The 24,209-nt window shown below is 63.7% G+C and carries 20 protein-coding genes; 11 read left to right on the top strand and 9 right to left on the bottom strand.

All coding sequences use genetic code 11. The features are described 5' to 3' along the window. Positions 1 to 4 precede the first annotated feature (4 nt). Positions 5 to 181, bottom strand: a complete 177-nt coding sequence (locus tag DK391_RS23410; RefSeq protein WP_109480372.1) for a DUF3563 family protein — start codon at positions 179 to 181, stop codon at positions 5 to 7. A gap of 106 nt (positions 182 to 287) precedes the next feature. Then, the gene (locus DK391_RS23405) at positions 288 to 1,466 is read right to left on the bottom strand and encodes a PHB depolymerase family esterase (protein WP_109480371.1); all 1,179 of its coding nucleotides are present in this window, start codon (positions 1,464 to 1,466) and stop codon (positions 288 to 290) included. A gap of 340 nt (positions 1,467 to 1,806) precedes the next feature. On the opposite strand from DK391_RS23405, the gene DK391_RS23400 reads away from it, so the two are divergent. The 4 genes from DK391_RS23400 (at position 1,807) to DK391_RS23385 (ending at position 4,847) form a co-directional block, all read left to right on the top strand. Continuing rightward, positions 1,807 to 2,538, top strand: coding sequence for a phosphatase PAP2 family protein (locus DK391_RS23400; RefSeq protein ID WP_109480370.1), 732 nt, complete (start codon positions 1,807 to 1,809; stop codon positions 2,536 to 2,538). 132 nt (positions 2,539 to 2,670) lie between these two features. After that, positions 2,671 to 3,435: a molybdate ABC transporter substrate-binding protein gene (modA, locus tag DK391_RS23395; RefSeq protein ID WP_204117424.1), complete on the top strand. Its 765-nt coding sequence runs from the start codon at positions 2,671 to 2,673 to the stop codon at positions 3,433 to 3,435. Positions 3,436 to 3,469: 34 nt separating this feature from the next. Continuing rightward, on the top strand, positions 3,470 to 4,144 hold the full coding sequence (gene modB / locus DK391_RS23390; protein WP_109480368.1) for a molybdate ABC transporter permease subunit: 675 nt from the start codon (positions 3,470 to 3,472) through the stop codon (positions 4,142 to 4,144). Between the two features lies 1 nt (position 4,145). Continuing rightward, positions 4,146 to 4,847 carry an ATP-binding cassette domain-containing protein gene (locus tag DK391_RS23385; RefSeq protein ID WP_109480367.1) on the top strand — a complete coding sequence of 234 codons (702 nt, stop codon included), beginning with the start codon at positions 4,146 to 4,148 and terminating at the stop codon, positions 4,845 to 4,847. A 10-nt stretch (positions 4,848 to 4,857) separates the two neighbouring features. On the opposite strand, the gene DK391_RS23380 is transcribed toward DK391_RS23385, so the two are convergent. Next, the gene (locus DK391_RS23380) at positions 4,858 to 5,688 is read right to left on the bottom strand and encodes a TOBE domain-containing protein (RefSeq protein WP_109480366.1); all 831 of its coding nucleotides are present in this window, start codon (positions 5,686 to 5,688) and stop codon (positions 4,858 to 4,860) included. Positions 5,689 to 5,786: 98 nt separating this feature from the next. After that, positions 5,787 to 6,170, bottom strand: a complete 384-nt coding sequence (locus DK391_RS23375; RefSeq protein WP_109480365.1) for a tautomerase family protein — start codon at positions 6,168 to 6,170, stop codon at positions 5,787 to 5,789. A gap of 98 nt (positions 6,171 to 6,268) precedes the next feature. Here DK391_RS23375 and DK391_RS23370 point away from each other — a divergent pair, with 98 nt between their 5' ends. Then, complete coding sequence (locus tag DK391_RS23370; RefSeq protein ID WP_109480364.1) at positions 6,269 to 7,120, top strand: LysR family transcriptional regulator; 852 nt, start codon at positions 6,269 to 6,271, stop codon at positions 7,118 to 7,120. Between the two features lie 4 nt (positions 7,121 to 7,124). On the opposite strand, the gene DK391_RS23365 is transcribed toward DK391_RS23370, so the two are convergent. Beyond that, the gene (locus DK391_RS23365) at positions 7,125 to 7,484 is read right to left on the bottom strand and encodes a hypothetical protein (RefSeq protein WP_109480363.1); all 360 of its coding nucleotides are present in this window, start codon (positions 7,482 to 7,484) and stop codon (positions 7,125 to 7,127) included. Positions 7,485 to 7,588: 104 nt separating this feature from the next. On the opposite strand from DK391_RS23365, the gene DK391_RS23360 reads away from it, so the two are divergent. Together DK391_RS23360 and DK391_RS23355 are read left to right on the top strand one after the other, a co-directional pair. Further along, positions 7,589 to 8,026: an MbcA/ParS/Xre antitoxin family protein gene (locus tag DK391_RS23360; RefSeq protein WP_109480362.1), complete on the top strand. Its 438-nt coding sequence runs from the start codon at positions 7,589 to 7,591 to the stop codon at positions 8,024 to 8,026. Beyond that, the gene (locus DK391_RS23355; RefSeq protein WP_109480361.1) at positions 8,023 to 8,724 is read left to right on the top strand and encodes an RES family NAD+ phosphorylase; all 702 of its coding nucleotides are present in this window, start codon (positions 8,023 to 8,025) and stop codon (positions 8,722 to 8,724) included. Before DK391_RS23360 ends, DK391_RS23355 begins: the two co-directional genes overlap by 4 nt. Before the next feature lie 19 nt (positions 8,725 to 8,743). On the opposite strand, the gene DK391_RS23350 is transcribed toward DK391_RS23355, so the two are convergent. From DK391_RS23350 to DK391_RS23335, 4 genes are all read right to left on the bottom strand, one after another. Continuing rightward, complete coding sequence (locus DK391_RS23350; protein ID WP_109480360.1) at positions 8,744 to 9,481, bottom strand: metallophosphoesterase; 738 nt, start codon at positions 9,479 to 9,481, stop codon at positions 8,744 to 8,746. Between the two features lie 169 nt (positions 9,482 to 9,650). Then, positions 9,651 to 11,087, bottom strand: a complete 1,437-nt coding sequence (locus DK391_RS23345) for a cytochrome c (protein ID WP_109480359.1) — start codon at positions 11,085 to 11,087, stop codon at positions 9,651 to 9,653. Between the two features lie 14 nt (positions 11,088 to 11,101). Then, positions 11,102 to 12,703: a GMC family oxidoreductase gene (locus tag DK391_RS23340; protein ID WP_109480358.1), complete on the bottom strand. Its 1,602-nt coding sequence runs from the start codon at positions 12,701 to 12,703 to the stop codon at positions 11,102 to 11,104. Between the two features lie 90 nt (positions 12,704 to 12,793). Beyond that, a complete protein-coding gene (locus tag DK391_RS23335; protein WP_109480357.1) occupies positions 12,794 to 13,375 on the bottom strand; it encodes a sugar dehydrogenase complex small subunit in 582 nt (193 codons plus the stop codon). Between the two features lie 373 nt (positions 13,376 to 13,748). Between DK391_RS23335 and DK391_RS23330 the strand changes: the two genes are divergently transcribed. The 4 genes from DK391_RS23330 to glgB all read left to right on the top strand — a co-directional run bounded on the left by DK391_RS23330 (position 13,749) and on the right by glgB (position 23,964). After that, complete coding sequence (locus tag DK391_RS23330; protein ID WP_109480356.1) at positions 13,749 to 14,399, top strand: DUF1345 domain-containing protein; 651 nt, start codon at positions 13,749 to 13,751, stop codon at positions 14,397 to 14,399. Between the two features lie 448 nt (positions 14,400 to 14,847). Next, positions 14,848 to 18,291 carry a maltotransferase domain-containing protein gene (locus DK391_RS23325; RefSeq protein ID WP_109480355.1) on the top strand — a complete coding sequence of 1,148 codons (3,444 nt, stop codon included), beginning with the start codon at positions 14,848 to 14,850 and terminating at the stop codon, positions 18,289 to 18,291. Further along, positions 18,288 to 21,746 carry a maltose alpha-D-glucosyltransferase gene (treS, locus tag DK391_RS23320; RefSeq protein ID WP_109480354.1) on the top strand — a complete coding sequence of 1,153 codons (3,459 nt, stop codon included), beginning with the start codon at positions 18,288 to 18,290 and terminating at the stop codon, positions 21,744 to 21,746. Before DK391_RS23325 ends, treS begins: the two co-directional genes overlap by 4 nt. Next, positions 21,739 to 23,964 carry a 1,4-alpha-glucan branching protein GlgB gene (glgB, locus tag DK391_RS23315; RefSeq protein ID WP_109480353.1) on the top strand — a complete coding sequence of 742 codons (2,226 nt, stop codon included), beginning with the start codon at positions 21,739 to 21,741 and terminating at the stop codon, positions 23,962 to 23,964. Before treS ends, glgB begins: the two co-directional genes overlap by 8 nt. Positions 23,965 to 24,209: the final 245 nt, after the last annotated feature.

The following is a 24,209-nucleotide window of genomic DNA, read 5'->3' as shown; positions in this document are numbered from 1 at the left end:
CTGCTTAGTGCTGGCTCATCCACGACGGTTGGCGCACGCGCGCTTCACGGTCGATCTTGCGCATACGAAATTCGAGGTCGTAGAGATCCGTAGCTTCGGCCAGGAACGCGTCATTTTGCTCTTTGAGGCGCTGGTCGTAGGACTTCGTCAGGAACAGGAAAAGGCGGCTGAGCAGATACATGGTGAACCTCGAATTTGGTGTTAGGTGGCTGACACCTAGGGATAACCCCTATTATAGGGAAAACCCTAGGAATGCACCAGCGCCAAATTAGAAGTGTGGCAATTTGTCAACCCGCACGCTGCCGGGCGCCGTCGGCGGCGCGTCTGGCGGCTCTTGCCGACTCGGTCCGGCGTTGATGCCGAAAAAAGTCCCACAACAGACTGGACGCATCCGGACCCTTCGACGAGTGAAACGGCACCGCATCGTCGCCGCCGCTCCACGCATGGCCCAGCCCCTGCACGCGGCACAGACGTACGACGCGACGACCGCCGCGCGTGTAGTCGCGGGTGGTGACGGTCGCCTTGCGGTCTTCCTTGACGTCGCCGACCTTGCGCACGCCTTGCGCATCGACGATACCGTTCAGCCGCAGAAACTGCTCGGTCAGCTGTTCTGCGTTCGCGGGCGCGACGACGTGATCGGCGTCGCCCTGAATGATGATCGCGGGCATGCCCGGATAGGCGGTCACGTCCGCGATGGCATCGACGAGCGCGACGGGCTCCTTGCGTGTGCCGCGCCGCATCACGTCCATCGCGGTGATGCCTGAATGGGCTTCGCCCATCGCCGGTCCCGAATGCATCGCGACCGCGGCGAAGCGATCCGGAAAGTGCAGCGCGAGCAGCGACGTAAGCCCCGCGCCCGCCGAAATTCCCGCGACATAAACGCGCTCGGGATCGAAACCATGCGTCTCAACGAGCGCGTCGACCAGCGACACAACCGCGCGCGCCTCCGCGCGGCCAGCGCGATCCGTATCGTCGTACCAATGCCAGCAACGATGCGCGTGGGCGTGCTTCGACTGCTCCGGATACACGACGGCGAATCCATAGCGATCGGCCAGCAGATTCATGCGCGTGCCTTCGGCAAATTCGTCGATGGATTGCTGGCAGCCGTGCAACATCACGACCAGCGGAGCGTGCTTGACGGATTTCCCGGCGGGCAGATAGAGCCCGTACTGCAGATGATTGACAAGGCTGCCGGGCGCAGCCGGCGCGGAATGGAACGACCGAGTCCACGAACCGCTCGCCCAGGCAGCGGCGCGCGGACGCACGCGCGATTCGCGCGCGCCGCGTTGCGGCACGTCGCGCGTGGCAGTCTTGCGAACCTTGGCCGACGGTTTGGCGACCGTGGCTGCCGGCCGCGTCGCAGACCGCTTCGGGGTGCGCTTTGCCGTGGCGCGGGCGTGTTCCGTCTGGATCGCAAACAGGCGTTTCAGACCGCCTAGCCAGATCTTCGTAAAGCTTTTTGGCATAGGATTTTCTCGTAAATAGGGACTAATGCTGTCTGCCAAACGGCAGACTTGTGCAATGCACAATAACATCAATTTTCGGGCGATGCTGACATCTATCAAGCCCGTTTTCGGAAAAAGTCCGTCGTCACGGGCTTGTCATCAGACGATTTCCGATTTGTCCTAACGTCTGGCAGTTTTCGCGCTTTTCCTTTCGATCTGCATCGGAACGGCTACCCCTATACTTATAGAATACGCGCGAGCCGGAAATGTCCTACCCGGTCCGGCACCGTCGCCCGCCACCATGAATCAACTGGCGGCAGCCACGCTAGCGCCCAGCACATGTCGTCGAAACGAATTGCTTATGCCTTTTCTGCCCTACCACCTCTGGCTAACGATTACGAACTTTGGCGGCGCCGGCCTCACGCTGCCGCTCGCCTTCGCCATCGCGCTGTGGCTCGCCTTCGGCTATTCGTGGCGGCTCGCCGCCGCCTGGATGATCCTGCTCGGCGTGGCGATCGGACTGGTCACGGCGACGAAGATCGCGTTTCTCGGTTGGGGTGTCGGCGTGCGCGTCTGGGACTTCACGGGTCTGAGCGGGCACGCGATGCTCGCCACGGCGGTCTTCCCCGTCGCCGCCTTGCTGGTATTGCTGCCCGCGCCGCCCGCCGTGCGTGTAGCAGGCGTCACGCTCGCGCTGCTCGGTGGCGCGCTGGTCGGTTTCTCGCGCGTCGTCATCGAGGCGCATTCGCCGTCTGAAGCGATCACGGGCTGCGTTGTCGGCGCGTTGACGGCGGTGGTGTTCGTGCGTATCGCGTGGCACGCGACGCCGCCGGGGCGCTTGCCCGTCGTCCCCGTCGTGTTGAGCCTGATGGTGCTCACGCTCGGCCTGCATCGCGTGCATCTGCCGACACAGCGCTGGGTCACGCATATCGCGCTGAAAGTCTCCGGTCATGACCACCCGTTCGTGCGCGCCCGCTGGAAGGCGCTGCGCAACGCCATCACCCCCGGTTCGCCCGCCGCACCCGTCGCGCCGATCGCGCCCATGCAGAAAACGCGCAACGTCGCGATGCCATTACCCGATTCTGACGCATAAATCACACGAAAATAGCCATCTTTCGTGCAGCATGTTCAACATATCGACCGCTGTAACCCTGCATATATTACGATGGCGTTTTCAACTTCCTTGCAGCCGCCCCGGCGCTCACTTCCCATGTCCTTCCCGTCGATGACCCGCTTTCTGAAACCTGCCCTGCTCGTCGCGAGCGCGATTTCGTTTGCCTTCGGCGCGCAGGCGCACGCCGATGAGCTCGTCGTGTCCGCGGCCGCGAGCCTGACCAACGCGTTCAAGGCGGTCGGCGACGCCTACGAGAAGGACCATCCGGGCACCAAGGTGCTGTTCAACTTCGGCGCGTCGGATGTGCTGATGCAACAGATCGTGAAGGGCGCACCCGCCGACGTGTTCGCCTCCGCCGATCAAAAGGCAATGGACAAGGCCGCCGAGCAGAAGGTGATCGTGCCGTCCACGCGCAAGGACTTCGCCGCCAACTCGCTGGTGCTGATCGTGCCGACGGACAGCAAGCTCGCGCCGTCGAACCTGAATGAACTGACGGCGGCAAGCGTCAAGCGCATCGCTTACGGCGACCCGGCATTCGTGCCTGTCGGCCGTTACACGGAAGGCGCGCTGAAGGCGGCTAACGTGTGGGACGCGGTCAGCGCGAAGGGCGTGCTCGCGTCGAATGTGCGTCAGAGCCTCGATTACGTGGCACGCGGCGAAGTCGACGCCGGCTTCGTGTTCGGTACCGACGCCGCCGTGATGGCCGACAAGGTCAAGGTCGCGCTGACGGTGCCGACCACCACGCCGATCACCTATCCGATCGCGGAAGTCGAAGGCAGCAAGCACGCCGCCGACGCGCAATCGTTCATCTCGTTCGTGCTGTCGCCGGCAGGCCAGGCGGTGCTCGCGAAGAACGGATTCAAGCCGGCGCACTAAGCCAGCCAGCAACAGAAAACGCGAAGCCGAGATCATGCAACAGGCCTGGATTCCGCTGATGCTGTCGCTGAAGGTCGCGGGCTGGGCGACGGCGCTGAACATCGTGTTCGGCGTCGCGGCAGGCTTCGGCCTCGCGCGCTGGCGCTCCAGCGCGCGCGACTGGATCGACTCGCTGCTGACGCTGCCGCTCGTCATGCCGCCCACGGTGCTCGGTTATTACCTGCTGGTGCTGCTGGGCCGGCGCGGCGTGTTCGGCGCGTGGCTCGACCGCTTCGATATCCAGCTGGTGTTCACGTGGCAGGGCGCGGTGATCGCGTCGATGGTGGTGGCGTTTCCGCTGGTGCTGAAGTCGGCGCGCGCCGCCTTCGAATCCGTCGATCCGCAACTGGAGCGCGCGGCACGCACGCTCGGCATCAGCGAAGCCGCGATCTTCTTTCGCGTGACGCTGCCGCTCGCGTCGCGCGGCATTCTCGCGGGCGCACTGCTCGCGTTCGCGCGCGCGCTCGGCGAGTTCGGCGCCACGCTGATGATCGCGGGCAATCTGCCGGGCCGCACGCAGACGCTGTCGGTGGCCGTCTACGCCGCCGTGCAGGCCGGCGACGACAGCACGGCCAATTTCCTCGTGCTGGTGACGTCTGTCACCTGCGTCGTGATTCTCGTGCTCGCGGGGCGCCTCGTGCCGCAGCATTCGCTGATGACGTCCCGCTGACATGCCGCTCACCGTCGATATCCGCAAAACGCTGCGCACGGCCGAGCGCGAGTTCACGCTCAACGTGTCGTTCACGGCCAGCGCGCACCGGATGGTGCTGTTCGGGCCGTCAGGTTCGGGCAAGACCCTGACGCTGCAGGCAATCGCAGGCCTGCTGCGTCCCGACGAAGGCTCGATCGTGCTGCACGGCGACGCGCTGTTCGACAGCGCGCGCGGCATCGACCAGAAACCGCAAGCGCGGCAACTCGCGTATCTGTTTCAGGACTACGCGCTATTTCCGCATCTGAACGTGCGGCAGAACATCGGCTTCGGCATGCACAAAGGCTGGCTGAACCCGGGGCGGCGTTTCGTGCACCCGCAGATCGATTACTGGCTCGATGCGCTCGATCTTAAAGCCGTCGCCGGGCAGCATCCCACGCAGCTTTCGGGCGGACAGAAGCAGCGGGTGGCGCTGGCGCGTGCGCTGGTTGCGCATCCTAAGCTTTTGCTGCTCGATGAGCCGTTTTCCGCGCTCGATCACGCGTTGCGCGCGCGCATGCGGCGCGAACTGTCGGATCTGCAAACGCGGCTTGATATTCCGATGCTGTTGATCACGCACGATCCCGACGATGTCGCCGCATTCGGCGATCAGGTCGTGCAGGTCTACGACGGCAGCGTGCGCGAAGGCGCGCCGTTCAAGGGTTATCCGCGCACGGTGTCGTAACGAAAGATGCTCAGGCCGTCACACCCAGAATCACGCTCGATGCCTTGAACGCGGCCACGAGCGGCTGCCCTTCTGCCACGCCCAGTTCCGACACGCTTTCGTTCGTCACGACAGCAGTCACGACCGCGCCGCCTTCGAGCGTCAACGACACTTCCGCATTGACCGCGCCAAGCTGCACCGCCGACACCGTGCCGCGCAGGCGGTTGCGCGTCGATAGCCGGTCCGCCGCGCCATCGTCGGCGACCAGCAAGACCGACGACGCCTTCACCAGTGCCACGGCTTCAGCGCCCACCGCAAGCCCGAGCGTCTCGGTACTTTCGTGCGTGACGACTGCGACCACCGGTTGCCCGCCAGGCAACGTCAGCGCAACTTCATCATTGACGGTGCCGCGCTGGATCGCGCTGACCTTGCCGTACCACTGATTACGCGCACTCGTCTTCATGCCGATGCGGCCAATCAGTTGCCAGTCATCGGAGAAACCGGCGACCGCCGCGCCCGCGCGTTCCAGAAACAGCCGATGCTCACGCTCGACGGCCCGAAACGTGTCGATCAGCGTCAGCGCGCGCGGCGTGAGCGTCGTGCCGCCGCCGCCCTTGCCGCCCGTCGAGCGGATCACGAGGGTTTCGCCCGCGAGGTTGTTCATCGCGTCGACGGCGTCCCACGCAGCCTTGTAGCTCATGCCGATCGCTTTCGCTCCGCCCGTGATCGAACCTGTTTCGCCGATTGCAGCGAGCAGCGCAATGCGTTGTGCGCCGCCGAGCGCCTGCTCGCCGGAACGGAACCAGACTGAGCCGCCAAACTGCAGGGAATCGGGAGATGCGTCGTTGTTATCGGTTGTCATGGCTCGCGTGCGCGTGGGCTGAAGAACGGAGGAAAGTGCAATCCATTATAGCGACGCACTTTCCGCAAACCCGACGCACGCGAGCCTTTGCAGCACGCTCAAAGCGCGTACTGCGCAATGCCATTGCCGAACGACCAGTTCTCCTTCAGCACTTCAACGAGATTGATGAACACATCTTCGCGCCGCACGCCGGGATGCTCGGCGAGGTTATCGGCGATGCGTGCGTAGAGCGCCTTCTTCTGCTCCTGCGTGCGCGAGTTGGTGACCGTGAGCTGGATCATCACGAAATCGTCGCTGCGCTCGATGCCGAGGTAGCGGCGGTCATAGACGAGGTTGCTTTCGTCGTGTTCGGTGATGGCCATGAAGATGTCGTCTTCCGGCACGTTGAACTCGGCGACCAGCGCGCGCTGGATACCTTGCGTGAGCGCCCGGCGATATTCAGCGGACTTGCCGGCGCGAACTGCGATGCGGGTGAGAGGCATGTCGAACTCCTGTGAATGAAGAGAAAGTGCATTCAGAGTAGTTCGCGCCTATGATAATAAACAGACATAGCTGGATATTTCATCTATTTCGATCTGAAATGAAAGTACTCGATCTCGATGCCGTGCGGGCCTTCGTACTGGTCGCCGATCTGCGCAGCTTCACTCGCGCCGCCGATGCCCTCGATACCACGCAATCCGCCGTCAGCCTCAAGCTGAAGCGGCTGGAAGCCCATCTAGGCAAGCCTCTGCTGGAGCGCACGCCGCGCGTCGTGCGGCTGTCGGAACACGGTCAGGCGTTTCTCGACGGCGCGCGCGAACTGCTGGGCGCGCACGACCGCGCGCTCGGCGCGTTGTCCGCCGACCGGCGCCGTCTGGTGCTGGGCTTGAGCGAGCACGTCGCGGGCGTCGACCTCGCGGCGCTATTGGCGCGCGTGAATGCACACGATCCAGGACTGGTGCTGGAGTTGCACATGGGGTTGTCGTCGGCGTTACTGCAGCAGTTCGACGAACGGCGGCTCGACGCCGTGGTGGTGCGCTCCGAACCCGACGATATCCCGCGCGAAGTCGGTCAGTTGCTGTTCACTGAGCCGCTGTCGTGGCTCGCGACGCCCGAATGGCAGCCGCGGACGGGCGAGCCGCTGCCGCTCGCGCTGCTCGCCTCACCGTGCAACGTGCGCGGCGTGGCGGTGCGCATGCTCGATAGTGCGGGCATCGCGTGGCGCGGGGCATTCGTGGGCGGCAGCGTGCTGGCGGTCGGCGCGGCGGCTGCGGCGGGACTCGCCGTGTCGCCGCTGGCAAGGCGTGTCGCACCGCGCGGTCTCGTCGATTCAGGCGCGCGGCTCGGCCTGCCGCCGTTGCCGGAATCGCGCGTGACGCTGCATTCGCGCGTGCGCGATGCGCGTTCGATCGAGTCGCTGCGGCTCGTGACGAATGGCCTGAGCGCCCAATAACGCGTTAGTGGAGGATGGGCGGAAGTTCGCGCGGCGGCTGCGCGCTGGCGGCTTGGTTCGTGTTGTTTTGCGCGACAGGATGTGGTTTCGCAGCGGCTTCGACGTGTTTCGCGTGCACAGGAGCCGGTTTATTTGCAGCGACCTTCGCCTTGCCGGGCTTCGGCTTCGTCGATGCAACGGATTTCGCCGCAGCCTTCGCATGCGGCACAGGCTTCGAGTAACTCGCACTCTTCGTTGCATGCGCGCTGTGCCGGACCGTCCGCGCAGCCTCCGGCGGATTCCACACTTCCTTGTATTCCGCGCGCGCCATCGTCGACGCGCACAACAACCCAACCATCACCCACACCTTCGAACGCAGCAACACCGCCGTCTCCGTGCAAAAACTCGAGGCACGGATTATACAAGTCATCTTGCATTAATCCATATATAGACTAATATGTGAAAAAAGTTCAACTCAGGACTCCAATCATGTCTTCCGCCGCCCACTACTCGAGCGCCGAACGACCGCTGCGACAAGCACCCGCCGAACCGTCGATGGCGGACATGTCCGCCGCCGGTCTGCGCGCGTTCTTCAACATCGCCAACGCCTGGGAATTGAGCACCGACGAGCAGATCGTCCTGCTCGGCTCACCCGGCCGATCGACCTTCTTCCAGTGGAAGAAAACCCCGCAATCCGCCCGCCTTGGCCGCGACACGCTGGAGCGGCTGTCGCTGCTGCTCGGCATTTACAAGGCGCTGCAAATCCTGCTGCCGCAACCCGCCGCCGCCGATAGCTGGATCAAGCGTCCCAACAGCGCGCCACCGTTCGGCGGCCGCCGCGCGCTCGACCGCATGCTGGCAGGCAACATCAGCGATCTCGTGGCCGTGCGCCAGTATCTCGACGCGATGCGAGGCGGCTGGGCGTGACTGAACTGAACTGGCAAGACCGCTGGCGCGCCACGCCGCTCGCCTGGACACCTGCGTTCCGCGTGATTCCGACGCGTTTTCCCGCTGTCAATCTGTTCGACCGTGTCGCGTCGCCGGAAGACTTCGAAGCGCTCTACGCACTCGAAGCGATGACCAACGATCGCGTGCGCACCGAAGTCGGCGATCTCGATCTCGTGCCGCGCGAAGAACGGCGCTTCGGTCCCGGCTACGGGCCGATCATGGCCGCGCTCACGCATCTGAATCCGCAAGGCAGCCGCTTCTCGGACGGCACCTACGGCGTCTTCTACTGCGCGCGCTCGCGGGAAACCGCCATCGCCGAGACGCGCTTTCACTCGGGCCTCTTCCTCGCCGCCACGCAGGAACCGCCGATGCGCCAGCAGATGCGTCTTTACACGGTTATCGCGCAAGGCGAGGTAGTGGACCTGTGCGGCGCGGATGCAGCCGATCCATCCGTGTTGTCGCCGAACGATTACACGCCGGGCCAGGCGCTCGGCCGCGCGGCCCGCGAAGGGGGCGCGCCGGGCATCGTGTATCCGTCGGTGAGGGATGCGGGCGGCGCGTGTCTCGCCGCGTTCAGGACGACGTTGCTGCGCGACTGCCATCACGCCGCGTATCTGGAATACAACTGGAACGGCAGCGCCGTCGATATGGTCTTCGAACTGAATCAGGTAGGGTGAAGGCGCTGGCTTGGCAGCATCAAGGCAGTGCCAGCGCCGAAGCGCCGACCGAACGCGCCACGTCGTTCGTCACCGACCAGCGTTTCGTCGTGCGCGCTTCGACAATGGTCAGCTTGCCGCCAGGACCGAAGGCACCCGTATCGATGAACACCTGAGCGCCGATTTGCTGCACTTCGCGCACGGGCGTATGGCCGCAATAGGTGAGCGACAACCCTAGCTGGCGCATCGGGTCGCCCGCGCCCATCGCCAGGCTGCGGCCCCACAGCAATTGCTGACGGATTTCGTCGGAGAAGTGGTCGGCGTCGAGTTCGGCGTCCGTGCCGAGAAACTCTGCGTGCAGGATGTTGAAACGCTCGCTGCCCGAGCCGATCACGCGCACCAGCGGCAACGCGCGCAAACGTTGCGCATACGCACGCAGCCGTTCGATCGGCACATGCGCGCTCCACAACCCGCCGATCCCGTACCACCACTGCTTCTTCAACCGGCCTTCCGCGACGGCGCAGAGCGTGTCTTCATGATTGCCGAGCACGGCATGGAACCACGGCTTGTCGAGCAGCGCTAGCGCCTCTTCCGACTGCGAGCCGCGATCGACCAGATCGCCGACGGAAAACAGCCGGTCGCGCGACGAATCGAATTCGACCTCGCGCAGCAGAAAGCGCAGCGCATCGACGCAGCCGTGCAGATCGCCGACCACGAAATCGCGTCCGGCTCTATTGACGGCATGATGTTCGACGACAGTGACAAGAGTGGCATCCATTACTGCATGATAGTGCGAGCGCGCAAGCTGTGTATGCGCGGCATCTCGCGTTCCCACGCCTATCGTCAGCAAGAATCGAGCAAGACGCGGCACTTTGCATGCGTCGTGCATGCATTTCTGCAAAAGGTTCTCAGACGCGCCGCCAGAACACCGGCATCCGCCGCCACGCTCACTGCGGCGTCGCGCGCAACTGGCCGACCTGCTCGACGCTCACCGTCGATTGCGGATTGCCGAAGCGGCTCGTCACATAGTTCGTCACGGCGGCGATCTGCGCATCGGTCAGTTCGCGGTCGAATGCGGGCATCAGCACATCGGCGTCTTTAGTCGTGCGATGCACGCCATGCAGGATCACCATCGCGAGATTGTTGGCGTCGCCCGCACCCGTGACGCTGTTATGGATCAGCGACGGATACGCACCCGATGCGCCCGCGCCGACGCCCTCGCCCGTCCACTGGTGGCAGCTCGCGCAATTGGCAAGGAAAAGCTGCGCGCCGTTCACGCCGTCGATCCGCACGCCGCGCAACGCTACCGCGTCGCTGGCAGGCGCACCCCATTCGGCGCGCGAGCGACGCTCGCCGCGATCGACGGGTTTGAGCGAACGCAGATAGACGGCAATCGAGCGCAGATCTTCGCCGTTCAGATACTGGGTGCTGTCCGAGACCACCTCGGCCATCGGTCCCGCTGCATTCGCGCGGCCCTGCGCGATGCCCGTCGACAGATAGCTGACGATGTCCTGATCCGACCAGCCGCCAATCCCGCTCGTCTTGTGCGGCGTGATGTTGTACGCGTGCCAGCCGGCCTGGATCGCGCCCGACAGGCGCTCACTGGTCTGCAATCCCTGCGTGAAGTTGCGCGGCGTGTGGCATTCGCCGCAATGCGCCAGCCCTTCGACCAGATACGCACCGCGATTCCATTCCGCGCTCTGTTTCGGATCGGGCACGAAGCGCCCTTCATCGAAATTGAACATGTTCCAGAAGACCATCAACCAGCGCTGGTTGAACGGGAAGCGCATCTCGTTCGGCGGCGGCGTGTAATGCACGGGCACCACCGTATTCAGATACGCGCGAATGGCCTGCACGTCCTGATCGGTGACCTTGGTGTACTCGGCATACGGGAACGCGGGATACAGCCGCTCGCCTTCCTTGCCGATACCCTGGTGCATCGCGCGCAGGAAATCGGCGTCCGTCCAGCGGCCAATGCCCGTGTCCGGATCGGGCGTGATGTTCGGTGTGTAGATGGTGCCGAACGGCGTGCTGATCGCGAGGCCGCCTGCGAACGGTCGGCCCTTGTCCGACGTATGGCAGGCGATACAGTCGCCGGCGCGCGCCAGATACTCGCCGCGCTTCACAAGATCGGGCCCGCGCCCCGACGCGCCGCTCGCGGGCGCGCTGGCCTGCGCGACGGCTTCGCCAAGCGGCGATTCGTCGCTGTGATGCGGCTCGGCGTCGTACGCTTCGAGCCACGCGAGATACAGCGCGAACAGCGAAAACGCCGCCGCCAGCGCCGCCATCTTCCACACGCGCCGGCGGGTCCTGAGCGCCGCATGCCGGCTCGCCGAGAAGACCGTTGCATCGAGGTTGCCGCCCTGTCCGTCTGATCGTTTCATATGCAAACGGGCCCTCAGATTTCGTGCTTGAGCTTGTCGGCGAGCTTCAGCGACAGCGCGGCAATCGTCAGCGTGCAATTCACCGATGCCGCGCCCGGCATCACGCCGCTGCTCGCGATGAACAGATTCGGGTGATCGTGCGTGCGGCAGTCCGCATCGACGACGGAACTGGCGGGATCGCTGCCCATGATCGTCGTGCCCATGATGTGGTTGTTCGGCGCGTAGGTATCGTCGAACGAAACCTCGGTGCCGCCGAACAGCCCGGCAATCTGTGCGTAGAGCTCATGCGTGTGCGCGGCGCTTTTTTTCACGTAATCGTTGATCGAGTAATAGATTTCGGGCTGGGCGATGCCGAGCGAGTCCTTGTGATCGGCGGAAGGCACGATGCGGTTTTGCGGCTCGGGCAAGTGCTCGTGGAAGCTGTTGATGGTCACCGTGCGCGCGGCGCGGTCGCGGATCTGCCGGTCGAGCTCTGCACCCGTCAGACCGCCTTTGAGCAGCGCCGCGGTGATCGCCATGGTCGGCACACCGTTCGATACATGCAGCTTCTTCGCCGCGTATTCCGAGCGGAACGCGCCGTCGCGGAAGTTCACCACGGAGGTCATTTCCATCGGCCCGCGTCCAGGCCACAGCGATTCGTTCGCGAGGAACGTCACGCCCGTGCCGGGATGGTCCATCAGGTTGCGGCCCACCTGATCGGAACGGTTGCCGATGCCGTGCGGAAAGGCGTCCGAGGTCGACATCAGCATCAGCTTGGGCGTCTCGACGCCGTTCGCCGCCAGCACGAACAGCTTGCCCGTCACGCGCGTGCTGTTGCCGTTCGGATCCTTGTAGTGCACGGCCGTGATCAGCCCTTTGTTGTCCGCCTCGACGCGATAAACGACTGCTTGCGCAATCAGCTTCGCGCCCGCGCGCTCGGCCTTGTCGGCGTGCACGATGCCGTTGTACATCGCGCCGATCGGGCAGATCGGCATGCAGTTGTTGTTGCCGCAGCAGGTGGGCCGCGCATCGTACGGACGGCTGTTGCGCGCGACCGGCTCGGGCACGACCCTGAAGCCGTTCGCGTTGAGCACGGTGGAAAAACGCTGGTCCATGTACGACAGCGGCAACGCGTTCATCGGATACGGCTTCGAGCGCGGCGAGCCGAGATCGACGGATGAATCCGGCCCGGACACGCCCAGCTCCACTTCAGCCGCGAAGTACCACGGCTCGAGCGTTTCATACGGATACGGCCAGTCGCGGCCCACGCCGTAGCGCTTTTTCAGTTCAAAATCCGATGGCAGCAGACGCCAGGTCGCAGCCGCCCAATGCCATGTCGTGCCACCGACCAGCCGCACATACTGCGAGTTATACGGATACTCGCCCTTCTGGATCAGATAGTTGTTGGCGGGCGTGTACTGAGGATGCGGCGCATAAGGCGTCGAAGGATACGGCGTCGCGAACTCTGCTTTTGCCGGCGAGTTGCGGAAGTTCTCGACGATCTGCCCGCGCTGCAGGCGCGGCCCGGCTTCGAGCAGGATCACCGAAGCGCCCGCGAGCGCCATCTGGTACGCGACGAGACTGCCCGCCACACCCGAGCCGACGACAACGATGTCGGCGGAATTTGCGTTTGCCATGCTTGCCTCTTCGGTGCCCTCTTATTCGTCTGCTGGCTTGTTTCTGTCGATGTCCACGCAACGCTATCGTGCGACATGGATACGCCGCGGCTACGCATTGGCCGGCTTGCGCGTCCAGTAAAACGGCACGTCCCGACAGTACGACGGGACGGTCAGAATGTCCTTGACGGGTTCGAACATGAGCGCGCGTTCGTAGGCAATCACCTGCACGTTCGGCATCTCGCCGACCAGCCCGAGATACCACGCGCGCGTGATCGCGCTGATGGTCTTCGCGAGTTGCGGCTGATCGATCTGCAAGGCTTGCGTGACGACATCAGACGGCACGCCGCCGTGCGAGCCGAGCCACGTATTGAGCGCGGCCACGTTCTGCGCGAACTGTGCGTCGGCGTGGGAAAGCGCGTCATATGCACGCTTGCCGTGCACCGGATCGAAGCTGGGATGCCCGGTGAGCTTGCCGGACAGCGCGATGAAGGCGGCATATCCGGCATTCGCGCCGCCTGCGGGCGGTGGCGTTTGCGCGAGTGCCGTCGCGATGCCCGGCGCTGCGCCATGACGCGCCGCCGATGCAAACGCAAGGCCGGCCGCCGAAGCGAGCGTGCCGATCAGCCATGCACGGCGGCGCGGCGAGCGCGCGGCATGAGCGTGCACAGCGTGACGATCAACATCTGTCATGGGGGTTCCAGATGATGTTTGTATTCGACCGGCGCGCGCCGCATCCGGCCATTGGCCGATTCATGCAGGCACGCCGGGCGTCCGCCCCAAAACTGGTCTTGCGCCGCTGTCTCGCGGTCTCTGATGCCTGGCCATGCGACAGGAAACCTGCCGTCGGCGTGTCGCTATTGCATGCTCACGGGTCGCTGCGCGCGAGAACGCAGCAACGGGTGAAAGCCGCATGCAAGGCCATTGAGCAAAACTGCGGGAAAACTATAACGTCCCGATACCCCTTTCGACAAATCATGCAGCATATCCACGTGCAACCGTCGCAACCTTTACTGTCGCTTCGCGACATAACCTTGTCATATCCCGCTGCGAGGAGCACACACTGATGAGTGTCTATCCACAGGTATTGCGTAACCGCCCGCGCATGGTAACGGGCCTCGTGCTCGGCATCGTGATCGGCGTGCTGCTGGCGGGCGCGCACATGCGCCCAATGATCCGCGTGCTGGTCTCGTGGGATGTCGCCGTGTGGACCTATCTCGCGCTGAGGTGGCTGGAAATGGCGCGCGCCGATCACGACCGCGTGCGTGAGATCGCGCAACGCGAAGACGAAAACGCAGGCGTGGTGCTCGCCATCGTTTGCCTCGCGACCATCGCGAGCGTGGCGGCCATCGTGCTGGAGCTGGCGCAATCGAAGGGCAGCACGGGTGTGTCGCACTATCTCGTGACGGGCATCACGCTGATCGGCGCGTGGTTCCTGATACCCACTATTTTCACGCTTCACTACGCGCGCATGCACTTCGCCACCGGTATGCAGGAAACCGCGCTGAAGTTCCCCGATCACAAGCTCGATCCGAACTACTGGGACTTTCTGTATTTCTCTTTCACGATCGCCGTGGCGTCGCAGACATCGGACGTCGTGCTGCGCTCGCGCGAAATACGCCGGGCGGCGCTGGCGCAGTCGGTGCTGTCGTTCTATTTCAATGTCGCCGTGCTCGGGTTGTGCATCAACATGGCGGCCGGGTTGCTCGGCTCATAGCGTGCTGTGCTGTCGCGCCCACGCGAGTATGGCAACATGCCATGTAACAGCCACCTGACGACACGCCCGATTTACACGTCTTCCTTCTGTTTTCCCGTGTCATTCGTATGAATGACACGGCGCCCGCATCCGTTTCGTCGCGCCGTACCAGGCTGTCCAGCCGTCGCCGCACGCCTTTCGCCGTTTCAACCGTTTCCTTGCTGTACTGCTTTCTGGCATAGCGCTTGCTGAACAACCGCCTGTCGATTGGTCCCGGACCAACGATGTGCAGCGCACGTCGCGATCAATTTGAACTGACGCGCCGCATGTCGATCAATGCACTACATTGAGCAGTACGCGCCGTCGCAGGACGCATCGCGCGGCATCCGGCTCTGAAGCCTAATTGGCGGTCGTGATCGCACCCAGGTGCATCCACGCCGCACAGCAGGACGAAATCTGGAAACGACCGATGGAAGCTCCCCACGCCTATGCGCCGCGGATTTACTTCGTTCATTCTCCCCTCGTTGGACGGCTGGAAGCATGGCCTGCGCAGTTCGAGCATGCCGCGCAACTCGGTTTCGATCATGTGCTGATCGGCGGGCTGTTCCAGCCGGGACAGGCCGGCCACGCGCAGATCGTCAGCGATCACGCGCGGCTGCACCCCGCGCTCGCCACCAGCCTGAGCGCGGACGAAGTGCTGCAACGTCTCGCGGAAACCGCCAGCCAGCATGGCCTCACGCTGCTGGTCGATCTCGTGATCGACCGCGCCGCTGCCGACGGCCAGTTCATCCGCGAGCACCGCGACTGGTTTCATCCGTTCGAGCCGGAAGAAGAGCGGCTCGATCCGCGGCATGCGCGTCATGAAGACAATGTCGCCTATGCCAACTTCGACAACGAACATGTCGCCGCGCCGCTGATCGACTGGTGGGCGCAAACGCTCGACCGGCTCGCGGACGCAGGCATCGGCGGCTTCCGTTTCGATTCGCCGCATCGGGTGCCGGTATTTGCGTGGCGGCGCCTGCTTAATGCCGTGCGCGCGTCGCGCCATCCGTCGACGCGCTTCCTTGCCGCCACGCCCGGCCTCAATCGCGCGGATGTCGTCGCGCTCGAACAAGTCGGCTTCGACGCCGTGTTTTCATCGTCGCGCTGGTGGGACTTTCGCGCGCCGTGGATGCTCGACGAACATGCGCTGCTGATGCGCATCGGCTCGCCGGTCGCGTTTCCCGAAGCGCCCTACGGCACGCGCCTCGCAGCCGACCTCGAACACGTACACGACGCGGCCATCGTCGAGCGTGCGTATCGGCGTGCGTTGTTCACGGCGGTCTCGACGGGCACCGGCTGGATGATGCCGATGGGCTTCGAGTACGGCATCGCGGAACCGATCTCTCATACACTCGGCGATGCCGCGCATTACGCCGATCTTCGCAACGGCGCGCGCCTCGATCTGTCCGAGCGCGTACGGCACGCAAACGCAATTGCACGCGATACATGGTCGTTGCAGACCAACGGCGAATTGCGCTCGCTGTCCGGCCCGGACACGCATGCCGCGATCCTCTTGCGCGGCGACGAACGCGATCTGCGCGACGCCGACGAAGCCGTGATGATCGCGATCAATCCCGAACTGGGCACGCCCGTGCGCGTCGAGCCCACGCGCTTTCTGGACGGCGTGCCGGGCAGCTTCACGCGCTTCGTGCAGCTTGGCACCGATTCGCGCGGCGCGCCGCAGCCGCTCGGCGCATTCACGCTCGCGCCGGGCGCGTGCCGGCTGTTTCGCGCGGTCGCGGAAAAGCCCGGCGTGCTCGCGCCGCCCATCGACAAGGAGAAGAGCAAGACCTCCGGCCACAAGAGCGTGCTCGACGCAATTGCAAACTCGCGCGTGGCAATCGAAAGCGTGTCGCCTTCCGTCGATCACGGGCGCTTTCCGGCCAAGCGCATCGTCGGCGAGCGTGCGCACATCACGGCTGCCGTGTTCGCGGAAGGCCACGACAAGATCGCTGCCGCAGTGATCTGGCGTGCCGCCGACGAAACCGCCTGGCATGAAGCACCGATGACGCCCGCGCAGCCCGCCGGCAACGACATCTGGGAAGCGCGCATCCCGCTCGAGCGCGTCGGACGCCATGAATACACGGTGATCGCGTGGCGCGACGATTTCGCGTCGCTGGTCGATCACATCCAGAAGAAGCTGAAGGCCGAGCAATCCGTCGATCTCGAAGTCGAGGAGGCGAAGCATCTGTTGGCGCTCGCGCTGGCCGAGACGGAAACGGTCGAAGGCTCCGAGCGACATCAGCTCGAAGCGATCGTCAAGGAGTTCATGAAGGCCGACACGGGCGAGCGTCTCGCCATCGTGCTCGCGCCGACCACGGCGCAGGCGTTCGCCGCCGCACGTCATCGTCCGGGGCTGTCGCGCGATCCCGTCGTGTATCGCATCGACGCCGATCGCGCGGGCGCGCGCTTTGCCAGCTGGTACGAGATCTTCCCGCGTTCGATGAGCGACGACGAACATCGTCACGGCAACTTCGACGACGTGATCGGCAAATTGCCGCGCATTCGCGACATGGGTTTCGACGTGCTGTACTTTCCGCCGATTCACCCTATCGGCATCGCCAACCGCAAAGGCCGCAACAACACGCTGACGCCGGGACCGGACGATGTCGGCAGCCCCTATGCAATTGGCGGCGAAGCGGGCGGCCACGATGCCGTGCATCCGCAACTCGGCACGCTCGACGACTTCAAGCGCATGCTCGCCGCCGCGCATGATCACGGCCTCGAAATCGCGCTCGATTTCGCGATTCAATGCTCGCCCGATCATCCGTGGCTCAAGCAGCATCCGACGTGGTTCGCATGGCGTCCCGACGGCACGCTGCGTTATGCAGAGAATCCGCCGAAGAAGTATCAGGACATCGTCAATCCCGACTTCTACGCGCGCGACGCGAAGCCCGAGTTGTGGCTTTCATTGCGCGACGTGATCCTGTTCTGGATCGACGCGGGCGTGCGCATTTTCCGCGTCGACAATCCGCACACGAAGCCTTTCCCGTTCTGGGAATGGATGATCGGCGACGTACGCGCGCGGCATCCCGATGTGATCTTCCTCGCGGAAGCGTTCACGCGTCCGCGCGTGATGGCGCGTCTCGCGAAGCTCGGCTTCTCGCAGTCGTACACGTACTTCACGTGGCGCGAATCGAAGCGCGACTTCACCGAATATATGACGCAACTCACGCAGACCGATCTGCGCGAATCGTTCCGGCCGAACTTCTTCGTCAACACGCCGGACATCAACCCGCGACATCTGCAGGCGCAGGGACGTCCGGGCTTTCTGATTCGCGCCGCGCTCGCCACGATGCTCTCCGGCCTGTGGGGCGTGTATAGCGGCTTCGAACTGTGCGAGGCCGCCGCGCTGCCGAACAGCGAAGAATATCTGGACTCGGAGAAGTATCAGATCCGCGCGTGGGATTGGAACCGGCCCGGCAATATCGTGCGCGAGATCACGGAGCTCAATCGCATTCGTCGCACGAACCCGGCGCTGCACTCGCATCTGAATATCACGTTCCTGCCCGCGCACAACGAGAGCATCCTGTTCTTCGAAAAGGCCACGGAATCGCGCGACAACGTGATCGTCGTCGCGATCAATCTCGATCCGTACAACGAGCAGGGCGCGGATATCGAACTGTCGTGGGGAACGTTCAACGGCTGGGGCCTGCCCGATCACGGAACCATCGACGTGATCGATCAGATGACAGGCGAGCAGTTTCAATGGCAAGGCAGATGGCAACACGTGCGGCTCGATCCCGGCACGCGGCCCTTCGCGATCTGGCGCATTGCGCCCGCGGGCGGCCTGCCGCGCGAGCCCGTGCCCGATGAAACCGATGCACATCGGGCTGCTCAGGAAACCACTTTCAACGAAGGTGCGATATGAAACGTGACGATACCGCCGAAAGCACGACGCAAGCGCATTACAGCGACACGACGGCCGCGTCCGCGCCATCGCAGCCGCGCGCGTCGCGCCGCGGCAAGGCGTCGACGCTGTCGGATGATCCCCTCTGGTACAAGGACGCGATCATCTACCAGGTGCATATCAAGTCGTTCTTCGATGCGAACAACGATGGCGTAGGCGATTTCCCCGGCCTGATCGCGAAGCTCGACTACATCGCGGAACTCGGCGTGACGGCGATCTGGCTGCTGCCGTTCTATCCTTCGCCGCGACGCGACGATGGCTACGACATCGCCGACTACCGCTGCGTCCATCCGGACTACGGGTCGCTCGCCGACGTCAAACGCTTTATCCAGGAAGCGCACGCGCGCGGCCTGCGCGTGATTACCGAACTCGTCATCAACCATACGTCGGATCAGCACCCGTGGTTCCAACGCGCGCGCCGCGCGAAGCCCGGCTCGAATCATCGCAACTACTACGTGTGGTCCGATACCGACAAGAAGTACGAGAAGACCCGCATCATCTTCATCGATACAGAGCCGTCGAACTGGACGCATGACCCGGTCGCGGGCCAGTATTACTGGCACCGCTTCTATTCGCACCAGCCCGACCTGAACTTCGACAATCCCGCTGTGATGCGCGAAGTGCTGCAGGTGATGCGCTTCTGGCTCGACATGGGCATCGACGGGTTGCGGCTGGATGCAGTGCCGTATCTCGTCGAACGCGAAGGCACCAACAACGAGAACCTGCCCGAGACGCACGCGATCCTGAAGAAAATCCGCGCAGCCATCGACGCCGACTATCCGAACCGGATGCTGCTCGCCGAAGCGAACCAGTGGCCGGAAGACGTGCAGGAATACTTCGGCAACGAAGACGAATGCCATATGGCGTTCCACTTCCCGCTGATGCCGCGCATCTACATGTCGATTGCGAGCGAGGACCGCTTCCCGATCACCGACATCATGAAGCAGACGCCGGATCTCGCGCCGTCGAATCAATGGGCGATTTTCCTGCGCAATCACGATGAACTGACGCTCGAAATGGTCACCGACTCCGAGCGCGACTATTTGTGGAATACCTATGCGAGTGACCGGCGCGCGCGCCTGAACCTCGGCATTCGCCGCAGGCTGGCGCCGCTGATGGAACGCGACCGCCGCCGCATCGAACTGATCAATTCGCTGCTGCTGTCGATGCCCGGCACGCCCGTGATCTATTACGGCGACGAACTCGGCATGGGCGACAACATCCACCTTGGCGACCGCGATGGCGTACGCACGCCGATGCAATGGTCGTCGGACCGGAACGGCGGCTTCTCGCGCGCCGATCCTGAACAACTGGTGCTGCCGCCCGTGATGGGTTCGCTGTATGGTTTCGACGCAGTGAATGTCGAAGCGCAGACCCGCGATCCGCATTCGCTGCTCAACTGGACGCGCCGCATGCTGTCGACGCGCCGCGCCAAGCACGCGTTCGGACGCGGCACAATCCGCTTCCTGAAGCCGAACAACCGCAAGATCCTCGCGTATCTGCGCGAGTTGCCGGGCGAGGCGCCGATTCTCTGCGTGGCGAACCTGTCGCGCGCACCGCAGGCAGTCGAACTCGATCTGTCCGAATTCAACGGCGCCGTGCCGATCGAAATGACAGCGGATTCGGTGTTCCCGCGCATCGGTCAACTCACCTATCTGCTGACCTTCCCGCCGTACGGTTTCCTGTGGTTCCTTCTTTGCGAAGGCGGAGGCCGTCCGACATGGAGCCAGGCGCCGTCCGAACCGCTGCCCGACTTCGTGACCATCGTGATCCGCGAAGGACAAGGCGGACCGACGCCGGAGAATGTGCGGCTGCTGGAATCGGAGGTATTGCCGTCGTGGCTGAAACGCCGCCGCTGGTTCGCATCGAAAGATCAGAAGATGCATGCCGTGCGCCTGGCCGCGCTCACGACCATTCCCGAAGCCGGTTTTGCCTTCACGGAAATAGAAGCGGACGTCGGCGATCACACCGAGCGTTATGTTCTGCCGCTCGCCATCACGTGGGGCGCGGACACGACCACGCCGCTTTTCATGCAGCTTGCTCTGGCGCGCGTACGACGTGGTCGCACCGTCGGCCATCTCACGGATGCATTCGCGCTGCCGCAGTTCGCCTACGGCACATTGCGCAAGCTGCGCGAGCGCGCCGCCGTGCCGACCGTGCAGAAGAGCACGATCCACTTCATCCCCACTGACCGCTTCGATGAACTCGAACTCGACGATCAGCCCGAAATCCGCTGGCTCGCCGCCGAGCAAAGCAACAGCTCGCTGGTGATCGCCGACAAGGTGGTGCTGAAACTCGTGCGGCGTCTGCTGAAGGGCATGCATCCCGAAGCGGAAATGAGCCGCTATCTGACGCAGCTTGGCTACGCGAACACGGCACCGCTGTATGGCGAAGTGGTGCGTGTCGATCCCGAGAACGTGCCGCACACGCTGTGCATCCTGCAAGGCTTCGTCGACAACCAGGGCGATGCGTGGAACTGGGAACTCGACACGCTGCGCCGTTCGATCGACGAACTCGCGCTCGTAGGCGAAGGCGCCAACGATAACCAGGCGAGCCAGGATCGCGTGAACGAAGAAGAGGCCATCGAAGGTTACGCGTCGTATATGGGCATCATCGGCAAGCGGCTGGGCGAGTTGCACGTCGCGCTCTCAACGCCTTCCGACAACCCCGCGTTCAACCCCGAACCCGCCGACAGTAAGCAGGTGCAGGCGTGGATCGACGGCACGCAGAAGCTGCTCGCCACCGCGCTCGAACTGCTGGAGAAGAACGTCGATCATCTCGGCGACGATGGCGCCGCGCTCGGCCACAGCATTCTCGATCGCAAGGACAAGCTGATCGAAGCCGTCGCCAACCTGGTCAAGCCTGACGCCCATGCGCTGCGCACGCGCATCCACGGCGATTTCCACCTTGGCCAGGTGCTGGTCGCGCAAGGCGACGCGTTCCTGATCGACTTCGAAGGCGAGCCGGCGCGCGAACTCGAAGAGCGTCGCGCGAAGTCCAGCCCGTTGCGCGATGTCGCAGGCCTGTTGCGTTCGCTGTCGTATGCGAGCGCAGCCGCGCAATCGACGATGGAAGCCGCGCCGCAAATGACGGCCGACCGCAAGCGCGCGCTGTTCGAGCGCTTCCGCGCCGCTGCCGCCGAAGCGTTCCTTAGCGAGTATCGCGAGGCGACGCAAGCCGCGACGCAGCCACTCGTCGCGCCGGAGAACGAACAGGCGCTGCTCGATCTGTTCCTGATCGAGAAGGCGGCCTATGAAATCCGCTATGAAGCAGCCAACCGGCCCACGTGGCTCGGCTTGCCCGTACGCGGGCTGGCGGCACTGACCAGCCGCCTGCTCGGCGATACGGGTGCAGGGCCGCATTCGCCCACGGCCGCGTCGGCGCCTCCTGCAGCATCAGAGGGTGATTATGAGTGAGCACCACAACGTTCAACTGGAAGCAGCGGGTCTCTATCGCGGTGACCTGGACGCGCTCGTCGATGCGCGTCATCACGATCCGTTTTCGCAACTCGGCATGCACGACACAAGTGCCGGTCCCGTCGTACGCGTGATGCTGCCCAACGCCGCGCGCGTCTCCGTGATCGCGCGCGACACGGGGAGGCTGCTCGGCGAACTGGAGCAGTTGCATCCGGGCGGCCTGTTCGCCGGGCCGGTCAGCGAAGCCGTGCCGTATCGCTTGCGGATCGACTGGCATGGTCCTGTGCAGGAAATCGAGGACACGTATTCGTTCGGCCCAGTGCTCGGCGATGAGCCGTTGCAGCGCGTCGCGTGGGGCGACCCGTATGCCGTGCTCGAATGCCTCGGCTCGCGGCCCTACACCGTCGATGGGGTGCCTGGCGTGCGCTTCGCGGTGTGGGCGCCGAATGCACGGCGCGTGTCGGTGGTGGGCGACTTCAATGCATGGGACGGCCGCCGTCATCCGATGCGGTTGCGTCATCAGGCGGGTGTGTGGGAGCTGTTCATACCGCGCATCGGCGCGGGCACGCGCTACAAGTACGAGATGCTGACACGCGACGGCCATCCGTTGCCGCTGAAGGCCGACCCTTGCGCGATGCAGACGGAGAAGCCGCCTGCGACGGCTTCCGTGGTCGCGCATGTCGACGACGTCGAGCGCTTTCCGTGGACGGATGGCGACTGGATGCAAACGCGCGCATCGAAGCAGACGCCGCAATCGCCGATCTCGATCTACGAGGTGCATGCGGAGTCTTGGCTGCGCATTGCGGAGGAAGGGCATCGCGGGCTGAACTGGGCCGAACTGGCGGACCGCCTGATTCCGTACGCGAAGGAAATGGGCTTCACGCATATCGAGTTCATGCCGGTGGCCGAGCATCCGTTCGGTGGATCGTGGGGCTATCAGCCTTTGTCGCAGTTCGCGCCGTCCGCGCGCTTCGGCACGCCGGAGCAGTTCGCGCACTTCGTGAATCGTGCACACGAAGCAGGCTTGGGCGTGATACTCGACTGGGTGCCCGCGCACTTTCCGAACGATGCGCATGGGCTGGTGGAGTTCGACGGCACGCCGCTCTACGAGCACGCCGATCCGCGCGAGGGCTATCACCAGGACTGGAACACGATGATCTACAACCTCGGCCGCAACGAGGTGAGCGCGTTCCTGATTGCGTCCGCGCTGGCGTGGCTCAAGCGTTATCACGTCGATGGCTTGCGGGTGGATGCCGTCGCATCGATGTTGTATCGCGATTATTCGCGCGCGGCGGGCGAGTGGGTGCCGAATATTTATGGCGGACGCGAGAACCTCGAATCGATTGCGTTTTTAAAGCGACTGAATCATGAAGTGCAGCACATGCCCGATGTACATGGCGCCATCACGATTGCCGAGGAATCGACGGCATGGCCGGGCGTGACGGCGCGCACCGAAGATGGCGGGCTGGGCTTTCAGTTCAAGTGGAACATGGGCTGGATGCACGACACGCTGCATTACATGCATGAAGATCCCATCAATCGACGCTGGCATCACCACAACATGACGTTTGCGATGGTGTATGCGTACTCCGAGAAATTTGTTCTGCCGCTCTCGCACGATGAAGTGGTGCACGGCAAGGGATCGCTATTGGGCAAGATGCCTGGCGACCGCTGGCAGAAGTTTGCGAATCTGCGTGCGTATCTGGCTTTTATGTGGACCCATCCCGGGAAGAAGCTGATGTTCATGGGTGGCGAGTTTGGGCAGATGGCCGAGTTCGATCACGATGGGTCGCCGCATTGGCATCTGCTCGATGATGAGTTGCACCATGGGGTGCAGAGGCTGGTGCGGGATCTGAACCGGCTTTACCGCGAGGAACCTGCGTTGCATCGGCTGGATACCGAGCCGGGCGGGTTCGAGTGGATCATTGGCGACGATAGCGGGAATTCGGTTTTTGCCTGGCGGCGCGTGGATGGGGCTGGGCGTGAAGTTATTACTGTTTGCAACTTTACGCCGGTGCCACGGCATGGGTATCGGATTGGGATGTCCCGTCCGGGGCGGTGGGTTGAGATTTTGAATAGCGATGCTGGGGTTTATGGTGGGTCTAATGTTGGGAATGGAGGTGTGATTTATACCGATGAGGTGGCGGCGCATGGGCGGCCGCAGTCCGCATCTTTGGTGCTGCCGCCGTTGGGGACTGTTGTGCTTCGTGCTGATTAGGTTTTTTTCTCTGCGAGGCTTTGGGGTTGGGTTTGGTGGGTTTTAGTTTTGCGCTGGCATCCGCGTTTTGTTGTTGGTTCGCATGCGTTGCCCCTGTGCGGGGCGGCACCTACTTTTCTTTGCCGCCGCAAAGAAAAGTAGGCAAAAGAACGCGGGCTAACACCGCAAGCTCTTGTTATTGCCTGCGGGACCCCAACGGCCCCGTGCTTCACCCGGTAACGCACTCGCACATGTTCGTTACCAAC

The sequence above is a fragment of the Paraburkholderia sp. C35 genome, assembly GCF_003121405.1.
Lineage (GTDB): Bacteria > Pseudomonadota > Gammaproteobacteria > Burkholderiales > Burkholderiaceae > Paraburkholderia.
This window is presented reverse-complemented; position numbering and strand designations above follow the sequence as displayed.